Source organism: Acetomicrobium sp. (assembly GCF_059026225.1).
The window spans coordinates 101,530-119,565 of sequence record NZ_JBWQOQ010000007.1; the positions used below are offsets into that span (position 1 = coordinate 101,530).

Below are 18,036 nucleotides of genomic sequence, written 5' to 3' on the forward strand. Positions count from 1 at the left end.
TACGTGCGTGGCAGAACTAAACGAAAATAAGAATCAAGATTTTTTATTAGATGCCTGGGGTGATCTGGCAAGTCGGCATGATTACATTCATTTGTTATTTGTAGGCACTGGAGAAAAAATGAAAACGTTACAGAGAAGAGTCATAAAAGAGCAACTTAAGCGAGTTTATTTTTTGGGCTACCGTGGCGATGTTCCGCAAATTCTTAGAGAAACTGATATCGCTACCCTTGTTTCCAAGCGACGAAGGCCTGCCGAAATGCATGATGGAAGCCATGGCTGCAGGCAAACCAGTTGTAGCAAGCAATGTCCGCGGCAACCGCGATCTAGTGGAACATGGGCGTACAGGGTTTTTGGTAGAACTTGAAGATGTTTCTGGATTAATTCAGGCGTTTGAAAAACTTATTTTGGATCGCCAACTGCGAATTTCCATGGGCATTGCGGGGCAAAAAAAGATACGCGATTATTCTTTGGAAAATGTCCTGGCCGAGATGTCCGATATATATGACCTTTATTTATCAAGAAAAAGCCCCAGGGTCGGGTCTTGAATCTTGGATTTACCTAATAGGTTAAACATGTAATATAGAGTATTCAACAGCTGCAACCCCTGGGCAGGGTTTTGTGTCAATGCAGGTCGGGTCTTTAATCTTGAATTTTAATATAAAATGTTAACGACACCTGCAAAGATGCCTCATTTTCCTTCGCGGCTGCACTATGTCTTAAGCATTACAGCAATACCCATTTTGCAATCTTTGCGCCCCATAAAGGCCTAATTTAGATTTAACCAAAGGAGACCACCAAATGACCGATACCTTACCTACACAGTCAAAAATCCTGATCACCGGCGCTGCCGGGTTTATCGGCTTTCACCTCGCCAAGTTCATGCTTGAGCGGGGGCATTTCGTCGTTGGCTTAGACAACCTAAACAGCTACTACGACCCCAAGCTCAAGGAAGACCGCCTGGATATACTGCGCGCCTATGGCAATTTCGTCTTTTACTGCGCAGATTTAAAGGAAAAACCTGCCGTGGACGAAATTTTTGCCGCTTGCAAGCCCGAATACGTGGTGAACCTGGCGGCCCAGGCGGGGGTGCGCTATTCCATCGAAAACCCCTACGCCTACGTGGATTCAAACCTGGTGGGGTTCGTAAACGTCCTTGAAGCCTGCCGAAGTTATCCCGTTAAACACCTGCTTTTTGCCTCGTCAAGCTCCGTTTACGGCGGCAATAAGACCGTCCCCTTTTCGACGGAGCACAACACGGACCACCCCGTGAGCTTGTATGCTGCCACGAAAAAGGCAAACGAATTGATGGCCCACACCTACGCTCACCTTTACGGCATCCCCTCGACGGGGGTGCGGCTTTTACCGTCTATGGCCCATGGGGAAGGCCCGACATGGCTTATTTTTCCTTCACCCGCGACATCTTGGCAGGAGTGCCTATTAAAGTCTTCAACCACGGCAGGATGAGCCGCGACTTTACCTACATTGACGACGTGGTAAAAGCCCTTTACCGCCTTATTGGCCTCACGCCAAAGGCAAACCCCGACTGGGACGAAAAGGCAGGCCCGATAAGCGAAAGCTTTGCCCCCTACAAGATCTATAACCTGGGAAACAACAGCCCCGTGAAGCTTTCAAGGTTCATTGCCGTCCTCGAAAATTGCCTTGGCAAAAAGGCCCAAAAGATATACTTGGACATGCAGCCGGGCGACGTTATAATGACTTACGCCGACGTGACGGACCTTGAAAAAGCCATCGGTTTCAAGCCCGAGACGCCAATAGAGGAAGGCTTGGCAAAGTTCGTGGAGTGGTACAGGAAATATTATAAAGTTTAAAGGGCAAGGAGTGGACGTTCATGAACAGGATAGCTGTCGTTGGGACGGGTTACGTTGGGCTTGTTTCGGGAAGCTGTTTGTCCGATTTCGGGCTAAACGTGATATGCGTGGACAAAGACGAAGAAAAGATCGAAGGCCTAAAGCGCGGCGTGATCCCCATCTTTGAGCCGGGCTTACAGCCGATAGTCGAAAGAAACGTCTACTACAAGAGGCTTGAGTTTACCACCGACTTAAGGCAGGCCGTCGAAAGCTGCGACGTGATATTTATCGCCGTGGGAACGCCTCCCGCAGACGACGGAAGCGCGGACCTCACGTATGTGGAGCAGGTCGCCCGCGACATCGCCCGCTACATGAACGGCTACAAGGTCATCGTGAACAAAAGCACTGTGCCTATCGGGACGGGCAAGAAGGTCAAAGAATGGATAAATGAAGAACTTGCAAAAAGAGGGGCAAGCTTTGAGTTTGACGTCGTCTCAAACCCTGAATTCCTGCGGGAAGGCTCGGCCGTGCACGACTTCACCCACCCCGACAGGGTGGTCATCGGCACGGATTCCGAGCGTGCCCTTGAGGTGATGAAGCAGGTCTACAGGGTCTTGTACTTAAACGAGACGCCCTTCGTCGAGACGAACATAGAGACGGCCGAGATGATAAAGTACGCCTCAAACGCCTTTTTGGCGATGAAGGTGACCTTCATAAACGAGGTGGCGAACCTTTGCGAGCACGTGGGGGCAAACGTGCAGGACGTCGCCAGGGCCATGGGCATGGACGGCCGCATCGGGCCCAAGTTCCTGCACCCGGGGCCGGGCTACGGCGGAAGCTGCTTTCCCAAGGACACCAGGGCCTTTGCCGAGATGGCGCGCAAATTCGGCGTGACTTTAAGCTTGGTCGAGCAGACCGTCGAGGCAAACGAACGCCAAAAGCTTTTGGCCGCACAAAAGATAGAGCGCGTTTTAGGCGATTTATCGGGAAAGCAATTGGCAGTGCTTGGGCTTGCCTTTAAGCCGAACACTGACGACATGCGCGAGGCACCCTCCATAACCATACTAAACGAGCTCGCCCAAAAAGGTGCCACCTTTAAGGTCTACGACCCCGCAGCCCATAGGGAAGCCAAATGGAGGCTCAAAAACATCGAAGACAGGATCATTTACTGTCAAAACGAATACGAGACCATGGAAGGAAGCGACGCCTTGGTCATCATCACGGTAAAACCTAACATGGCGGCCATGGTGGTGATGTTTGTTTCACCGCTACGTTGGGCTTCGGGGATGACTTCCTCGACGACCACAAATATCATGGCTCCCGCCGCAAAAGCGAGTGCATAGGGAAGGATCGGTTGGGCTATCATGACGGCCTTAGCGCCGATGACGCCTGCTATGGGCTCGACCATGGCAGAAAGTTGTCCCATCATGAAGCTTTTATATGGCGAAACGCCCTCGCGGCGCAGGGGCATGGATACGGCAAAGCCCTCGGGAAAGTTTTGAAGACCAATGCCGATGGCCAAAGACACGGCACCCGCCAAGGAAGCCGAAGGCAGCCCATAATGCAAAGCACCGAAGGCGACGCCCACAGCCATGCCTTCGGGGATGTTGTGAAGGGTTATGGCAAGCACCAAAAGCGTGCTTCGCTGCCATGAGGTTTTAATCCCTTCGGCGTCGGACTTTTCAAGTCCTATATGAAGGTGAGGAAGTATCATGTCTATAATGCGCATAAATACTCCGCCGGCCAGAAACCCGATGGCAGGCGGAACCCAGGACGGTATTGGCTTTCCTTCGGACATCTCGATGGCAGGAGCAAGCAGGGACCAGTAGCTTGCCGCTATCATGACACCTCCGGCAAAGGCAAGCATGCTGTCGAGCAGCTTTTTGCTCACCTCTTTGGTCAAAAAGACCGCCGCAGCCCCCAGGGCCGTCACTCCCCAGGTAAAAAGCGTTGCGATGAGCGCCTGCATCACGGGACTTAAGTTGACGAATGCTTGTGTCAAATTCATCGCATCCTCCCCATTTATGCATAATTGATTTAGTTTGACGTAATAAATATAGCATGGCCAGCCAATTTAAAAAAGGTTTAGTTAAAGCAGAACGCGGATAGCATTCGTTTATTTATATGTATAATATATATTAATGAGGAAGCTAAAAGGGCGAAAGGGAGAGAAAGGCAAGTTGAGAACCATGGTTCGCATAGATGAGGACCTTATAAAGAAGGTTGATCTACGAACGAGATCACGAAACGATCACCAATTTCATAGAGATCGTGAGCCGTCGTTATGGGGAAAATTACCCGCGCTACATCGAATGCCTGAAGAGCATCGTGGGGGCATAACGATGACTCTTGACACGGACCCGCCACAGACGAAAGATAGCCTACATTCGTCAGCAAGTGAATACTATCAACGAAATAGTAAAAACTTACGGACGACAGAAAATAATCGAAGACACGTTGATACTGAGCGCCATAAAGTATTTTTTGCAGACGAGCATTGAAGCAATGATTGACATAGTCTATCACGTGGCTGCCAAAAAATTTAATTACCCACCGAGTGACGCACGTGACGCCTTAAAAATGCTCAGCAAGAAAAAGGTCATTTCGGCCTCGGAGTTTGACACCTATTCTGCTATGGTCGGTCTGCGTAATCGTCTCGTCCGTGGTTACGAGGATGTATCGCGGGAATTGTTATACGAAATTATAACCGAGCAATTGGGCGATTTTGAGAAGTTTATTGCTTCCATCATTCCATTAATGATTCAGTTAGAAGAAAATAGGTCTTTGGAGTCAGATATTTGGTTCAGATCTTTAGCTTTGAATTTTACTCTAACATGATAATTTGTAAGAAAAGCATTTTTAGGCAGGCAAAGGCTCAATCCTCGAAGTTAAGCCTTCACCAACCCTCCAATTTAAGAACCGGGCAGGAATTTTAGAGACCAAGTTTGTGATGGATAAAATAAAATGTTAAATTGACAAGCGATGAAAAACTCAAAACTCAAGATCTGATCAGGTCTCGAATCTTGAATTTTTAATTTAGTAAATTAACGAGGCTATCAAAAATACCTAATTTCCCTTTAAATGCTCCCAAGGCTTAATTTAGACTAAAGATCAAGTTACGTTCGGCATCTTTTTGTGATATCATCAGCAAATGATGCAACATATGCTGGCTTTTTCTTCTTCGGCTACCAAAAATAAAATCATATTGCCTATTTTCAACCAAAGGAGGCCTCGCCTGTGCCAAAAGACGACCTAACGCCCAAAGACCCACACGACAGGCTTTTTAAAAGGGTAATGTCTGACGAAGCAAACGTAAGACAGTTCATAAAGGAATTCCTGCCAAAAGAGCTTTCAAGTCAAATAGATTTAAAGGAAATGAAGCTCATTCCCACAGAAAAGATCAAGGGCTACAACAAGTACTACATGGACATAGCCGTTGAATGCCATATATCAAATACTAAAGGACAAGTTTACTTCGTATTTGAACACAAGTCATATCCTGACCCTGGAGTTTTACTTCAAATACTAAATTATATGACCGTAACGTGGGATGAACAGAGAAAGAAGAATAAACCACTTACACCTATAATTCCCGTGGTCATCTATCACGGCTCTTCAAGCTGGAACGTTACCACTCATTTTCAAGGACAGTTTCAAAATATAGGTGAATCCATAAAACCTTACATCCCTGAGTTCAACTACGTATTAGTGGACCTAACCCAAATTCCTAACGAAGAGATAGAACAAAGGGCAAAAGATACACCCTTTTTGATGGCAAGCCTGATGATCATGAAGCTTGTAGCCTTACGTGACATAGAGGATATCGCGAAGATAACTGTTATAATTAACTTGCCTGAAGAAGAAAAACAGATACTGTTTTTATACCTGCTTTACACTGTGGATGTAGACCAAGACCACCATGCAACGGATAGTAAAAGAACTTGGAGGTGAAGAAATCGTGCCGTCTCTGGCAGAGAAATTGATGAGCAAGGGAGAAATCAAAGGTAAACAAGATCTGCTTATAAAACAACTGCGCCGAAAATTTGGCCTGTCGTCTTCTGACGAAAAGATGATCCGCTCCGTCACCGATGAATCCAAACTTGATGCTGCAGCCGAAGCCGTCCTTGACGCCAAATCGAAAGAGGAAGTTTTAAAGCTGCTTGGACAGTAAAGGGACAGAGTTACTATACAAAAATACTTTCAGAAAAATAGAATTTTTGCTAAGTGATACAGCGATATTTGATGAATCTCTTTTTATGTATTAGGGTTGTGCATTGGGGTTTACCATTATAAAACCACTAAATAGGCGGTGGGTCCTTTGTGAACCGCTCTGGCTTTTTGTTATTGAACCAAATCACCCACTAATGCCACTGGCAAGGCCGTAAATTCGGCGGTTCTCGATGGCGCACTATATATTAGCAAAAATTAACTGATATCATTAAAGTCTGCATGAATTTGGGGGCAGACTATTTCCATGTGATAAATTAAAATTCAAGATTAAAGACCTGACCCCATTGGCGGACAAAATCAAGCCGAGACAGATTGAAGTTGTAAAATATGCGCAAAGTAAGATAAAATGATAGCATGAAGTGGGGGGAGTAAACACCCTGATTGTCATCTAGCAGGATTTACTGCCCCAAATTTGCAACTCGAGGCTTGGTGATTAGCAATGAAGATCTTTAGAAGAACTTACATTGCAAAGTTTGCAATAGATTTATTATTAGCCTGTGGTGTATGTGTTTTTTTGGCGTTTTATTTGCGGCTTGAAGGAGGATTTCTTTCTTACAGCAATCAAATTCCTCCATATATTTTGATTACAGCCGTATCTTTGCTTTTAGTTGAAGTTGTTTACAAGCTTCCTTTGCGTTCTTGGCGAAGCACCGGGATTCCCGATTTAGTGACTTTATTTAAGGCCATGGTAATTTTTGGTTTATCCGTTTCTGGGCTGTGTTTCATAAGTGGTACTTCCTTACGCGTGCCGCGCAGCATCCCCATAATAAATACTTTTCTGGCGATGCTTGCCTTGGGCGGTACCCGGGCGCTTTTCAGGCTTTATCATGAGAACCATGGCTATAAAAATACGGAATCCTTAGTCGAGCCCAAAAACATCCTGATCGTCGGCGCCGGCGAAGCCGGGACCATGATTGCCCGTGAAATGCTGCGCCATCCCGAGGCCGGCCTAAAACCCCAGGGTTTCTTGGATGACGACCCTTCAAAAGAGGGAACGAAAATCTTAGGACTTCCCGTCCTTGGCCCCATCGATTCTCTGCCCATAGAGGTCGGAAACCACCGTATCCAAGAGGTCTTAATTGCCATACCTTCTGGCGATGGTCGCCTTGTGCGTCGAATTGTGGATTTATCCAGTAAAGCGGGCGTATCTTATCGCATCATCCCAGGCGTTTATCAAGTTCTTTCAGGCGAAGTTTCCATTTCACAGATACGCGAGGTAGACATAGAAGACTTACTGGGCAGGGAACCGGTGAGCCTTGACGTCGATGCCATATCAAAATACCTGAAGGGCAAACGCATACTCGTTACGGGAGCAGGGGGATCCATAGGTTCCGAAATTGTCAGGCAGGTTGCGCGTTTTGGACCGGAAAAGGTGGTCCTTTTGGGCAGGGGAGAAAACAGCTTATTTGAACTTGAGCTTGAGATCAAAGCTTTATTTCCAAGATTGAAATATGAACTTGTCATTGCCGACGTCCAAAATCGCCAAAAGCTTGAGCGGGTCTTTAAGAAATTTCGGCCTCAAGTTGTATTCCACGCTGCCGCACATAAACACGTTCCCTTGATGGAGACAAATGCGGATCAGGCCATAATAAATAACGTCCTCGGCACCAAAAACGTAGCCGAGCTGGCGCTAAAATGGGGCGTCGAGCGATTTGTTAATATATCCACTGATAAGGCCGTAAACCCCACGTCGGTCATGGGCGCTTCCAAGCGCATCGCTGAAATGATAGTGCGCAAATTGGCCGAAAAAGCTGCTCCAGGGCATACCTTTGTCTCCGTACGATTTGGAAACGTCCTGGGAAGCAGGGGAAGCGTAATTCCCATATTTAAACGCCAGATTGCTAGTGGGGGTCCAGTTACGGTCACTCACCCCGAGATGAAACGTTATTTTATGACCATCCCGGAGGCAGCCCAACTGGTCTTGCAGGCTGCGGCCTTGCCATGTAACGGGAAAGTTTACGTCTTAGACATGGGAGAACCCGTAAAGATCAAAAACCTGGCAGAAGACCTCATCAAGCTGTCAGGCTTTACGCCTCATGAAGACATAGATATCATATACACCGGTTTAAGGCCCGGCGAAAAATTATTCGAGGAGTTACTTACAGCAGAAGAAGGCACCATACCGTCTCCTCACGAAAAGATCTATATAGCAAACCAAAACGACATTGACGAAAGCTTCGACGAAAAGCTCGAATATCTGCTAAAGGTGGCCCAAGACGGCGACAAAGAAGAAATACTTTCGGTCATAAAGATGATCGTGCCGACGTTTAGGTTGGAGCAGACGGTTGAGGTGTGAACAAATAAAAAAGTATTTGAGCTTTTATTCTAACAAAGGACGCAATATTTTAAAGTTTGAAATTAAAAAGTGAGGGATAAAGTTGACAAAAAAGATATGGCTTTCGTCGCCGCACATGAGCGGTGAAGGCTACGAATTGCAATACGTGAAAGAAGCCTTTAATACCAACTGGATAGCGCCCCTTGGACCAAACGTGGACGCCTTTGAAAAAGAGCTTGCCGCTTGGGTTGGCGCGAAACATGCCGCTGCGCTTTCTTCAGGAACTGCCGCCATCCATATGGCGCTGAAGGCCGCAGGAGTGGAAAAAGACGACGTAGTTTTTTGCCAGTCTCTCACCTTTTCGGCCACGGCTAACCCAATCGTGTATCAAAACGCGACGCCAGTATTTATAGACAGCGACTTAAAGACCTGGAACATGGCCCCCGAGGCCTTAGAGGACGCCTTCAAGAAATACCCTAATCCCAAGGCGGTCATACTGACTCACCTTTACGGCTTGTCCGCAGACTTAGACCCGATCATGAAGATATGTCAAGACCACAACGTCACATTAATAGAAGACGCCGCCGAAAGCCTGGGCACAAAGTACAAGGGCAAATACACGGGCACCTTTGGCAAATATGGCATCTTTTCCTTCAACGGCAACAAGATCATCACGACGTCAGGCGGGGGGATGCTCGTCTCAGACGACGAAGAAAGGATAGCCAAAGTCAGATTTTGGTCCACCCAAGCCAGGGACAAGGCACGACACTACGAACACAGCGAGCTTGGCTACAACTACAGGATGAGCAACGTGCTGGCGGGCATCGGCAGGGGCCAACTTAAAGTTTTGGACCGTCGGTTAGCCCAAAAAAAGCACATCTTTGAATTTTACAAAGAAAACTTAAGCCATCTTGAAGGGCTAGAAATGATGCCCGTAAACGACTGGAACGAGCCTAACTTTTGGCTGAGCTGTATCACCTTATCTGGCAAAGTCAAGCCTTTAGAAATCCTTGAGGCTCTGGAGCGCGAAAACATCGAATCAAGGCCCATATGGAAGCCCATGCACATGCAGCCCTTTTACAGGGATTGCGACTTTTTGGGAAGCGGCGTATCCCAAAAGCTCTTCGAACATGGCTTATGTCTTCCAAGCGATACAAAAATGACGGACGATGACCTAAACAGGATATGTGAAATAATTAAAGGGGTTTGGAGATGAGATGTTTAATGAGGATGAAAGGCATGCGAGAATTTTATATGATAAATAAAAATTTTGCTGTGCAGCATAAAATAATAATTGACATAAATATTGCGAGCTTGTAAATATGAATCTCATACCCTGATACGATTAAACTATAAAAGCTTAAATCGTTGTTCTATCTAGATGTTATTCGATAAAATAAGATTAAAAGCAATTAACTGCTTAAAATCAAACTAACGATATGCCTAAATGCATCTACTAGCTACCTGGAGGAATGGTAAAGATGTATAAAAAATATATAAAAAGGTTGCTAGATTTTCTTTTCGCAATTTTATTATTAGTAATTTTCTCTCCTGTTATGTTAGCTGCAGCAATAGCAATAAAAATAGAGGATCCTTGTGGACCAATTTTGTTTAAGCAAGAGAGAGCAGGCAAAGATAATAAAATATTCACGCTTTATAAATTTCGTACCATGATAGTAAAAACTGAAAAGAATGGGGTCAAATTAAGTGATGCAGATCGTTTATTGAGGGTTGGGAATATTTTAAGAAAATTGAGTATTGATGAACTGCCACAATTGTTAAATATTATTAAAGGAGAGATGAGTTTCATAGGCCCTAGACCATTGCCAGTTATATACTTACCCTATTATACAGATGAGGAGATACATAGACATAATATAAGGCCAGGCATTAGTGGATGGGCTCAAGTAAATGGTCGTAATTATCTAACCTGGGAAGAAAAATTCAGATACGATTTAGAATATGTCAATAATGTGAGCTTTCTGTTTGATGTAAAAATTTTTTTAATGACTGTAAAAAAAGTTCTTACGAAGTCTGATATAGGTGTAAGGGGGGCAGATTTCCCCGATAAATCTTTACATGAAATAAGAAAACCTAAAAATTACATCTACAAAAGTTCCGTCGGAGGCATAAAAAATGATAATAGAGTATGAGGATATAACGTTAAGAGCTATAGAAGAAAGCGATCTAGAATTACTAAGAGAAATGATCAATGATCCCGAAATTGAAAGCATGACTTGTGGTTATTCTTATCCCGTGTCTGTATATCAACAAAGAAAATGGTTTGAAAGTTTGGCTAACAGATCAGACGAACTCAGATTAATTATAGACACCAAAGAGCATGGGGCTATTGGCACAGTGATGCTTACCGATATAGATTGGAAAAATCGTACTGCCGAGTCTCACTGGAAGATTGCTAACAGAATTGATGTTAGGCGTAAAGGATATGGCACAAGAGCTGTAAAAGCTCTTATTAAATATGCATTTGACGAACTTAATATACATTGTGTTTACTGTAAGGTTATTGAATATAATATTGCATCTCAAAAAGTTGTAGAAAAACTTGGTTTTAAAAAGGAAGGTATTTTGCGAGAAAGGATTTATAAAAATGGCAATTACCATGATGTTATTGTATGGTCGATTTTAAAGGATGAATTTAATGAGTAAAGAAATAGGGGGAGAATTTTGGTTTACTAAAGTCCCAAATAAATATATAGATAGCAGCCCTGAATGGATAAATGAATGGGGAAATCATATACTGACTTCATCAGGTAGGGGCGCTATAATGTTAATGTTGAAACATGTTAAAGATAGGGTCACATCTAAAATCGCATTGTTGCCTGCATATATTTGCGAATCCGTTATCATGCCTTTTATCAAAGAGGGATATAATTGTTATTTTTACGATATAAATTATGACCTAAAGCCGAATATAGAAAGTATAAAAAGTTACTTAAAACTCGAAATAGGTATATTTTTACATATGGGATATTTTGGTTTTTCAACTAATGATAATTTATACACCATCATTAATGATTTAAAAGCATCCGGAACAATAATTGTTGAAGATGTGACTCATACATTATTTTCGAAATTTGAAAGATACCCTGAAAACGATTACTATGTAGCCAGCCTAAGAAAGTGGGCAGGCCTTCCCAGTGGTGGGTTCATAGCTTCAAAATATGATGATGTTAATTATTGTTTTGATACACAAAGGAATTTTGTTAGCATCAGAAAAAAAGCTTTATTATTAAAAAGGCAGTATATAGAATCAAACGATGGCAAATTAAAGAAAGAATTTCTAAATATGTTTGACAAAGCAGAAAAGATCTTAAATCAAGACTTTGGCCCTTATTTGATAGATGAGGTTTCTAATGCTATTATAAGCGAGTTTGATACAGACGTTTTAATTGCAAGGCGTAGAGGAAATTTTGTATTTTTACATGATGCTTTAAAGAATCTCAAAGATATTGAACCAGTATTTAAAAATGTTTCAAATGCTACTTGCCCATTTTTTTTTCCAGTATATGTACACGCTGGACGAAACAAATTAAAAGAGTTGCTTATCAGCGAAGATATATATTGTCCAATACATTGGCCCATCCCACCACAAGTAGATATTAATAGCTATCCACTTAGCAAGCACATTTATCGTACGATTTTATCAATCCCTTGTGATCAGAGATATGACATCAAGGACATTCAGAAAATTAGAGACGTTATTTATCAATATTATTTAATATAGGTATCTGGACACGAATGGATACCGAATCAGAAATATAACATATTCCAATAATACTAATGCATTTATATGATTTTTTGGTAACAACACATAATGATTCGAGCATATGCGAGCGTATGGAGGGAAAGATGGCTTTTTGCCGACATAGATCTCTTTCCAGGGTCTAATTTTAAATGTGTGGTGATACTATGAGTAAAATAGAAGTGCTAAGCGGATCTGATCCACAAGACATTGAACGGTGGGAACACTTATTGAAAGAAATTCCTTGTGCTGACGTGTATTTTTTGCCGCAGTATGCTGGAATTTATGAGCGAAAATGTGACGGAACTTCTCGTTGTTTTGTATATCAATCGGATGATGGCATGGTGTTATATTCTTTTTTGTTGCGTCGCATCAATGATATACATACATTTCAAGATTTTGATGAGTGTTATGACATTACAACCCCTTATGGTTATGGAGGGCCAATTTATTTGTCTGCTAATGAATCTTCCCTACATCGACTTATCAAAGATTTTTTGAAAAGTTTCCACTCATATTGCTGCGATCACCATATTGTCAGTGAATTTGCGCGACTTCATCCTTTGCTGGGCAATCACCAAGTTATGCCAAAATCAAACAAAGTTTTTCATCATGAGACAGTTTTCATTGATTTGAAACAAGATGAAGGTAATCTTTGGAAGGGTATTCGAAAAGGACATAAAAGCAGCATAAAAAAAGCCCTTCGTTTTAAAGTCGAAGTCATTCGTGACCAAAGCCAGAATTACATAAATCAATTTTACGATCTATACACAGAGACCATGAAAAGGCAGCAAGCTTCGCCTTTTTATTTCTTTCCTTTGAGCTTCTTCAAAGATACACTAGAATTGCTGAGAGAGCATTCTTCTTTATTTGTAGCATTACATGAAGCAAAAGTAGCAACTGCATCAATTTTTTTACATTGCGGAGAGTTTATTCATTACCATTTTTCTGGATCCAATAGCGACTCTCTTCGTTTATGTAGCAATCATCTTCTGATTTACGAAGTTGCTAAGTGGGCGCAACAAAAAGGTATAAAGTATTTCCATTTAGGGGGCGGTATCCATCCAAAAGATAACCTATTTACCTTTAAGTCGGGTTTTTCTGAAAAGCGATCCCCATTTTATACCTATAGATACATTCATCTTCATGATATCTATCAAAAACTGGTCCGACTTAAATTAAAGAATTCGAAGACTAATGCAGGCATTACCGATGAAGAATTCTTTCCTCAATATCGTGCTTAGTTTAGTCTTAATTGAGGTTGCGAGAAGTTGTAGAGTAAATACTTCTAGAGTAAAAAGTCTAAATACTAAAGCAGATACTCACATGGGGGCAAAGGAATTAAACACTCGAGGGTCGGATCTTTAATCTTGAATTTTTTCGTTGAACTCCTTCAAAAGCAACAAAGGGGTTCTTGAATATATACTGAAACCCAAGATATAGTACCGATGTTTGTATTTTGTCAATGACTTAACAAATCGATATTTAATCGATCTTAAGAATTTTAGCCGGATATATTCCTCATATTTTACATTCCCTAAATTTTCTCACTTGTTACGCGATCTTCATTGGCATATAATAATTACGCATACGGCGTAACGCACATAGCGTAACGACGAATGCGTAAAAAGCGATGAAGGGTGGAAAGTAAATCATGGAAAATCCCTTCGTGTACGGAAAAGTGGTTCGCGGCAAGTATTTTGCCGACAGAGAGGCGGAGATTGCCGAACTCAAAAATGATATAGCGTCAAGCCAGAACGTGATCGTCTTTTCTCCGAGACGCTACGGGAAGACTTCTTTGATCCTCGAGGTCTTAGACCGCGTCAAAGTCGATGGCTTGCTTACCTGTTATATAGATTTATTTAAAGTAACATCACAGGAAACGTTTATAGCCGCTTACGCCAGGGAGGTAGCGCGCCTTCAGGGCGGCAGAATTCAAACCATGCTCAAAAAAATCAGGGACCTGCTTCCAAGATTGGTGCCAAAAGTGGTGATGAAGGGAGAAAAGGTCGACCTCGAGGTTGAGTTTGAATTTGATCCTCGCGCAGATAAGGGGCCTTTATTTGATGACTTGTTTGAGGCTGTAGCGACCATGAGCCTGCAAACGGGCAAAAAGGCCGTGGTGGTTTTCGATGAGTTTCAGGAGATCACGGGCTGGGATGTAAAGGGCCAGATAGAGCGTCAGATGAGGACTCACTTTCAAATGCATGAAAGCGTTTCTTATATCTTCATGGGAAGCAAGCGTCATCTTATGCAAGAGCTCTTCCGGAATAAAAATCGCCCCTTTTATAGATTCGGGAGGCACTTCCCGCTGGGAAAGATCCCCAAAGACGAATTTGCGGAGTTCATACAAAGGCACTTCGAGGAGACGGGCTATCAGACAGATCCGGATGCTATAAGAGAGATTTTGCATGTAGCCGATGATCATCCTTATTACACACAGCTTTTATGTCACATCCTTTGGGACCGCAAACGCCAAGAAAAGGCCATCGCAAAGGAAGATATTTACCTGGCGGTTCAGGAGGTCTTCATGAGGGAGGCCCATGCCTTCCACGACATATGGGATATGCTGCCGCTTAAATCTCGCCAACTCCTCGTGGCCCTGGCCAAAGAAGATAGTCCTCAGGTGCGACCCTTTTCTAGTGCCTTCTTGCGAAAACACAACCTCGGTTCGGCCTCAAGCGTCCAGAGGGCAATTACCCGCCTTTTGGAGGAAGAGGTTTTGGAAAAGACGGACGGAGGCTATCAATTTACTGACGTTTTCTTCAAGCGCTGGCTCAGGCAAATGTAGTTCCGAGGGCCTATTCCGACGGTTTCGAGGGTCTGATCTTGAATCTTGAATTTTTAGTTGCACGCTTCAAAAGTATCGACTCTGTACTCTAAAATTTAAAATTTAATTTAAAGATGTGGCTCCAATTTGCCTCATGACAATACATCTATTCGTAGCTATAATGTGTTTACGAAGTAGGTGAAGACAATGGCACGAACGTGCGATTCAATGGTCAGGGTGCGCATTGACAGCAAGACAAAGGAAAAGGCCGCGCATGTCTTGGATAAGATGGGACTTACTGTCTCCGATGCCGTACGTATGCTTTTGGTCCGAGTGGCCGAAGAGGGGCGTTTTCCCTTTGATCTTAAAGTACCCAACGCCAAAGAGGAAAGAACAAAAATAAAAACCCTTGAAGAGATAAAAAGCATAATCAATAGCCACAGAAAGGTACTTGAAGAAAAGTACAAGGTAAAAAGAATTGCAATTTTCGGTTCCTATGCCCGCGAACAGCAAACTGAAGAAAGCGACATCGATATCATGGTAGAATTCAGCGAGCCCGTCGGTCTTGCATTTTTCGGCCTTGCCGATTTCTTGGAAGACATCCTTGGCGTGCGCGTTGACCTTACAACCCCTGACGGCATAAAGCCAAACAGGAAAAAGTACGTTATGGAAGATATTTGCTATATCTAAGAAAGACAGGAAAGACCGGAAGCTTTTGATCGAAGATATTAACACGTCGAGGGCATGGATTTTGCGCTTTTTAAAGAGGACGAAAAGACGATTGACGCAGTCATAAAAAACCTTGAGACGATAGGCGAAGCCGCACAACATATCCCCGATGACATAAAAGCTCGCCACAAACAAGTTCCTTGGCGGGGAATAATCGGTCTCAGAAACAGGATCGTACACGGATATTTCAATATTGATCTAGAAATTATCTGGGGTATTGTAAGACAGGAACTCCCTGACTTAAAGGTACAGCTAGAGCACATTTTAAAAGCAGAGCATGACAACGATATATTTTAGATAAATGGTCGAGCATCTTTGAAATACATATTACTTTGCCGTTCTTTCTTGTTGAAGTTGCTTTATCATGGCGACTATGTCATCCTCGTCCTTCAGTCCAACACGTTCCGCTTCTTCGGCAAAGGCGGCTTGTGCTTTCTTTAAAGCCTCCATTGAAGCGTTGAGGATGTATACCTTTCCTGCTTCCTCGATAAATAAAATCTTGTCACCCTCCTTGACGCCCAATTTGCGACGGATATTAACTGGAAGAGTAATTTGCCCCTTCGAGGTTACCTTTGCAAGTTCCATTTGTTATTACTCCTTTCTCGGTCAATGCATTCCTTGCTTTCCTTACATTGAAACATTGAAAGTATATGCAAACTGAGCAAAAATATCGATGGCTTTTGCAAAGAAAATTGTGGAATAACCGTGTGATTACTTCTGCCAAGTATTTTTAAAGGAAATGATTAGTCGAGACGAGATGGCACAAAAATAAGGCCCAGGATGTATCTTTAATGTCCTAGGCCTTTATGATTACTGACTCGCATCGAAAAAAACAACAGAGAATATCTACAACATAAGGGGTTCAAACACTCAATCTAGTCTTATTATTCATTGCCTATCTAGTGCTATAGTAATATACATCCTCATCATAAAATTCTTCTCTTCGGATCTCAATCCTACGATAGGGGAACGAGCTCTCATCTATTTCTGCGTATTTCCCTTCCTTGGTTAGCTTTAAGAAGGTTAACAATGTGTTCTTTTCTTCTTGTCGCAATTCTTTTGTTTTCTCTTCCACGATTTCCCCCCGATCGATGAAGGCATCTGGCAAATATCATCTGGAAAATACAGGTTATTGTATTTTTTCGATGCTGGTCGCCGAATAATTTGCACTCACTATTTCATAAAGGAAAAGGACAAGACGCCACGCAAAGAAATCGGGAAAGCAAAAAAGCACCGGGATAATTATATCAGGGCCAAGAAAGAAAACACTATCAGTTTTAAAGATTGAAGGGTGATAGATATGGCAAGAGTAGGAAGCAGGTTCAAAAAGATTTTTGAAGAGGCGCAGCAACATCCAGCCTACAAAAAAGCGAAGGGGTCTGATTTGCTTTATCAACCTTAAGGCTTATAATGCACCGCTAAAGCTAAAGAGCCTGTTTTTCCCCATTATCCACTATGAAGCAATTCCTCATGAAAATCCAAAAGATGCCAGAGTTCCGAAGCTGAAGACCGTAAAGGCGATTCCTCAATGCGGTGATGATTTTAGAGAATGTTCTGTTTCGCTTGAAATCAAATCCGAGAGATCGTCAGAAGAAACGAAGCTTCTCTATGAATACGAAATAGTGGTATTTGGTTCATTTAAATGGACAGCAGAAATGCCGGAGGATAAAGAAATTTTATTGAAATCTTTGGCTGTAACCGGAGCAAGCATCCTCTATTCCAGCGCAAGAGAAATGCTTGCCTATGTTTCTAGCCGCGGCCCATGGGGAACGTGCATTCTCCCCACAATTAGCTTCATACCCAAGATCCGAGAACCTCGAGGGTCGGATCTTGAATCTTGAATTTTAAGCTAATGTTTTAAAATACAAAAAATTGGTTCTTTAGAGTACCAATATTCAATATTGAAGGTGCGAACACAATAGGGCTCTGTCGAATCTACTGCCGGTCTTACACTCTCGACGTAGACCAAAACACCATGCAACGGATAGTAAAAGAACTTGGAGGTGAAGAAATTATGCCATCTCTGGCAGAGAAGCTGATAAAACAAGGTAAACAACAAGGCAAACAAGATGTGCTTATAAGACTGTTGCGCCGAAAATTTGGCCTGTCATCTTCTGACGAAAAGATGATCCGCTCCGTCACCGACGAATCCAAGCTTGATGCCACAGCCGAAGCCGTGTTTGACGCTACGTCCAAAGACGAGGTATTTAAAATATTAAGGTCTACTGATGTGTAACCGTGCCGTTGCCTTTAAATTTCTAGAAGCGCCCCCACTGAAGCTGCCCGCAATAGGCGCTGATTTTGGCAACAAAAGTCATTTGATTAAATAAAATATTAACATTTAATGATAGGGTGACAGTTCCGGATAATTAGGTTAAAATAATAGCAGACGGAGGTGTGGCTCATGGTCGGTTGTTCTGTAACAGGAATTGATCCGACCTCAAAATGCCGCCTCCGTCTT

The 18,036-nt window shown here is 43.0% G+C and carries 19 protein-coding genes and 3 pseudogenes; 19 read left to right on the plus strand and 3 right to left on the minus strand.

Annotation, left to right across the window (positions count from 1 at the left end):
* Positions 1–7: 7 nt before the first annotated feature.
* The 4 genes and pseudogenes from AC5SXE_RS04595 to AC5SXE_RS04610 all read left to right on the plus strand — a co-directional run.
* Positions 8–175 (plus strand): annotated as a pseudogene (locus AC5SXE_RS04595) (glycosyltransferase); the annotation flags it as partial.
* Between the two features lie 13 nt (positions 176–188).
* The gene (locus tag AC5SXE_RS04600) at positions 189–545 is read left to right on the plus strand and encodes a glycosyltransferase (protein WP_493916762.1); all 357 of its coding nucleotides are present in this window, start codon (positions 189–191) and stop codon (positions 543–545) included.
* A gap of 334 nt (positions 546–879) precedes the next feature.
* Positions 880–1,829 (plus strand): annotated as a pseudogene (locus AC5SXE_RS04605) (NAD-dependent epimerase).
* Positions 1,830–1,849: 20 nt separating this feature from the next.
* Positions 1,850–2,995: pseudogene (locus AC5SXE_RS04610) on the plus strand (UDP-glucose dehydrogenase family protein); the annotation flags it as partial.
* Here AC5SXE_RS04610 and AC5SXE_RS04615 read toward each other — a convergent pair.
* Positions 2,980–3,816, minus strand: a complete 837-nt coding sequence (locus AC5SXE_RS04615; protein WP_493916763.1) for a ZIP family metal transporter — start codon at positions 3,814–3,816, stop codon at positions 2,980–2,982. The pseudogene AC5SXE_RS04610 and the gene AC5SXE_RS04615 overlap by 16 nt on opposite strands.
* Positions 3,817–4,157: 341 nt before the next feature.
* On the opposite strand from AC5SXE_RS04615, the gene hepT reads away from it, so the two are divergent.
* The 12 genes from hepT to AC5SXE_RS04675 all read left to right on the plus strand — a co-directional run bounded on the left by hepT (position 4,158) and on the right by AC5SXE_RS04675 (position 15,872).
* The gene (hepT, locus tag AC5SXE_RS04620; protein WP_493916764.1) at positions 4,158–4,646 is read left to right on the plus strand and encodes a type VII toxin-antitoxin system HepT family RNase toxin; all 489 of its coding nucleotides are present in this window, start codon (positions 4,158–4,160) and stop codon (positions 4,644–4,646) included.
* 399 nt (positions 4,647–5,045) lie between these two features.
* Positions 5,046–5,759 (plus strand): Rpn family recombination-promoting nuclease/putative transposase, encoded by a 714-nt coding sequence (locus tag AC5SXE_RS04625; RefSeq protein WP_493916765.1) that lies wholly within the window; start codon positions 5,046–5,048, stop codon positions 5,757–5,759.
* Positions 5,760–5,766: 7 nt separating this feature from the next.
* Positions 5,767–5,979, plus strand: coding sequence for a DUF4351 domain-containing protein (locus tag AC5SXE_RS04630; protein ID WP_493916766.1), 213 nt, complete (start codon positions 5,767–5,769; stop codon positions 5,977–5,979).
* A 498-nt stretch (positions 5,980–6,477) separates the two neighbouring features.
* Positions 6,478–8,334 (plus strand): polysaccharide biosynthesis protein, encoded by a 1,857-nt coding sequence (locus tag AC5SXE_RS04635; RefSeq protein WP_493916767.1) that lies wholly within the window; start codon positions 6,478–6,480, stop codon positions 8,332–8,334.
* A gap of 82 nt (positions 8,335–8,416) precedes the next feature.
* Positions 8,417–9,529, plus strand: coding sequence for a DegT/DnrJ/EryC1/StrS family aminotransferase (locus AC5SXE_RS04640; RefSeq protein WP_493916768.1), 1,113 nt, complete (start codon positions 8,417–8,419; stop codon positions 9,527–9,529).
* A 265-nt stretch (positions 9,530–9,794) separates the two neighbouring features.
* Positions 9,795–10,466: a sugar transferase gene (locus AC5SXE_RS04645; protein WP_493916769.1), complete on the plus strand. Its 672-nt coding sequence runs from the start codon at positions 9,795–9,797 to the stop codon at positions 10,464–10,466.
* On the plus strand, positions 10,450–10,980 hold the full coding sequence (locus AC5SXE_RS04650) for a GNAT family N-acetyltransferase (protein WP_493916770.1): 531 nt from the start codon (positions 10,450–10,452) through the stop codon (positions 10,978–10,980). Before AC5SXE_RS04645 ends, AC5SXE_RS04650 begins: the two co-directional genes overlap by 17 nt.
* The gene (locus tag AC5SXE_RS04655; RefSeq protein WP_493916771.1) at positions 10,973–12,058 is read left to right on the plus strand and encodes a hypothetical protein; all 1,086 of its coding nucleotides are present in this window, start codon (positions 10,973–10,975) and stop codon (positions 12,056–12,058) included. The genes AC5SXE_RS04650 and AC5SXE_RS04655 overlap by 8 nt, the downstream gene beginning before the upstream one ends.
* Before the next feature lie 185 nt (positions 12,059–12,243).
* The gene (locus AC5SXE_RS04660; RefSeq protein ID WP_493916772.1) at positions 12,244–13,320 is read left to right on the plus strand and encodes a lipid II:glycine glycyltransferase FemX; all 1,077 of its coding nucleotides are present in this window, start codon (positions 12,244–12,246) and stop codon (positions 13,318–13,320) included.
* A gap of 410 nt (positions 13,321–13,730) precedes the next feature.
* Positions 13,731–14,867, plus strand: coding sequence for an AAA family ATPase (locus AC5SXE_RS04665; RefSeq protein ID WP_493916773.1), 1,137 nt, complete (start codon positions 13,731–13,733; stop codon positions 14,865–14,867).
* 186 nt (positions 14,868–15,053) lie between these two features.
* Positions 15,054–15,536, plus strand: coding sequence for a type II toxin-antitoxin system RelB/DinJ family antitoxin (locus AC5SXE_RS04670; RefSeq protein WP_493916774.1), 483 nt, complete (start codon positions 15,054–15,056; stop codon positions 15,534–15,536).
* Positions 15,537–15,590: 54 nt separating this feature from the next.
* Complete coding sequence (locus tag AC5SXE_RS04675; protein WP_493916775.1) at positions 15,591–15,872, plus strand: HepT-like ribonuclease domain-containing protein; 282 nt, start codon at positions 15,591–15,593, stop codon at positions 15,870–15,872.
* Between the two features lie 30 nt (positions 15,873–15,902).
* Here the strand turns inward: AC5SXE_RS04675 and AC5SXE_RS04680 are convergent, their stop codons facing one another.
* Together AC5SXE_RS04680 and AC5SXE_RS04685 are read right to left on the minus strand one after the other, a co-directional pair.
* Positions 15,903–16,160, minus strand: coding sequence for an AbrB/MazE/SpoVT family DNA-binding domain-containing protein (locus AC5SXE_RS04680; protein WP_493916776.1), 258 nt, complete (start codon positions 16,158–16,160; stop codon positions 15,903–15,905).
* 310 nt (positions 16,161–16,470) lie between these two features.
* Positions 16,471–16,650, minus strand: a complete 180-nt coding sequence (locus AC5SXE_RS04685; RefSeq protein WP_493917304.1) for a hypothetical protein — start codon at positions 16,648–16,650, stop codon at positions 16,471–16,473.
* Here AC5SXE_RS04685 and AC5SXE_RS04690 point away from each other — a divergent pair.
* The 3 genes from AC5SXE_RS04690 to AC5SXE_RS04700 all read left to right on the plus strand — a co-directional run bounded on the left by AC5SXE_RS04690 (position 16,621) and on the right by AC5SXE_RS04700 (position 17,811).
* Entirely contained in the window at positions 16,621–16,863 is a 243-nt protein-coding gene (locus tag AC5SXE_RS04690) for a type II toxin-antitoxin system RelE/ParE family toxin (RefSeq protein WP_493916777.1), read from the plus strand. The genes AC5SXE_RS04685 and AC5SXE_RS04690 overlap by 30 nt on opposite strands.
* A gap of 46 nt (positions 16,864–16,909) precedes the next feature.
* Positions 16,910–17,416: a hypothetical protein gene (locus tag AC5SXE_RS04695; RefSeq protein WP_493916778.1), complete on the plus strand. Its 507-nt coding sequence runs from the start codon at positions 16,910–16,912 to the stop codon at positions 17,414–17,416.
* Between the two features lie 173 nt (positions 17,417–17,589).
* Positions 17,590–17,811, plus strand: a complete 222-nt coding sequence (locus AC5SXE_RS04700) for a DUF4351 domain-containing protein (RefSeq protein ID WP_493916779.1) — start codon at positions 17,590–17,592, stop codon at positions 17,809–17,811.
* Positions 17,812–18,036 lie beyond the last annotated feature (225 nt).

Excerpts from the sequence above, each read along its gene's own strand:
- AC5SXE_RS04600 (WP_493916762.1), top strand. The coding sequence starts at position 189 with ATGTTCCGCAAATTCTTAGAGAAACTGATATCGCTACCCTTGTTTCCA.
- AC5SXE_RS04615 (WP_493916763.1), bottom strand. The coding sequence starts at position 3,816 with ATGAATTTGACACAAGCATTCGTCAACTTAAGTCCCGTGATGCAGGCG.
- AC5SXE_RS04635 (WP_493916767.1), top strand. The coding sequence starts at position 6,478 with ATGAAGATCTTTAGAAGAACTTACATTGCAAAGTTTGCAATAGATTTA.
- AC5SXE_RS04645 (WP_493916769.1), top strand. The coding sequence starts at position 9,795 with ATGTATAAAAAATATATAAAAAGGTTGCTAGATTTTCTTTTCGCAATT.
- AC5SXE_RS04650 (WP_493916770.1), top strand. The coding sequence starts at position 10,450 with ATGATAATAGAGTATGAGGATATAACGTTAAGAGCTATAGAAGAAAGC.
- AC5SXE_RS04655 (WP_493916771.1), top strand. The coding sequence starts at position 10,973 with ATGAGTAAAGAAATAGGGGGAGAATTTTGGTTTACTAAAGTCCCAAAT.
- AC5SXE_RS04660 (WP_493916772.1), top strand. The coding sequence starts at position 12,244 with ATGAGTAAAATAGAAGTGCTAAGCGGATCTGATCCACAAGACATTGAA.
- AC5SXE_RS04665 (WP_493916773.1), top strand. The coding sequence starts at position 13,731 with ATGGAAAATCCCTTCGTGTACGGAAAAGTGGTTCGCGGCAAGTATTTT.
- AC5SXE_RS04670 (WP_493916774.1), top strand. The coding sequence starts at position 15,054 with ATGGCACGAACGTGCGATTCAATGGTCAGGGTGCGCATTGACAGCAAG.
- AC5SXE_RS04675 (WP_493916775.1), top strand. The coding sequence starts at position 15,591 with ATGGATTTTGCGCTTTTTAAAGAGGACGAAAAGACGATTGACGCAGTC.
- AC5SXE_RS04680 (WP_493916776.1), bottom strand. The coding sequence starts at position 16,160 with ATGGAACTTGCAAAGGTAACCTCGAAGGGGCAAATTACTCTTCCAGTT.
- AC5SXE_RS04700 (WP_493916779.1), top strand. The coding sequence starts at position 17,590 with ATGCCATCTCTGGCAGAGAAGCTGATAAAACAAGGTAAACAACAAGGC.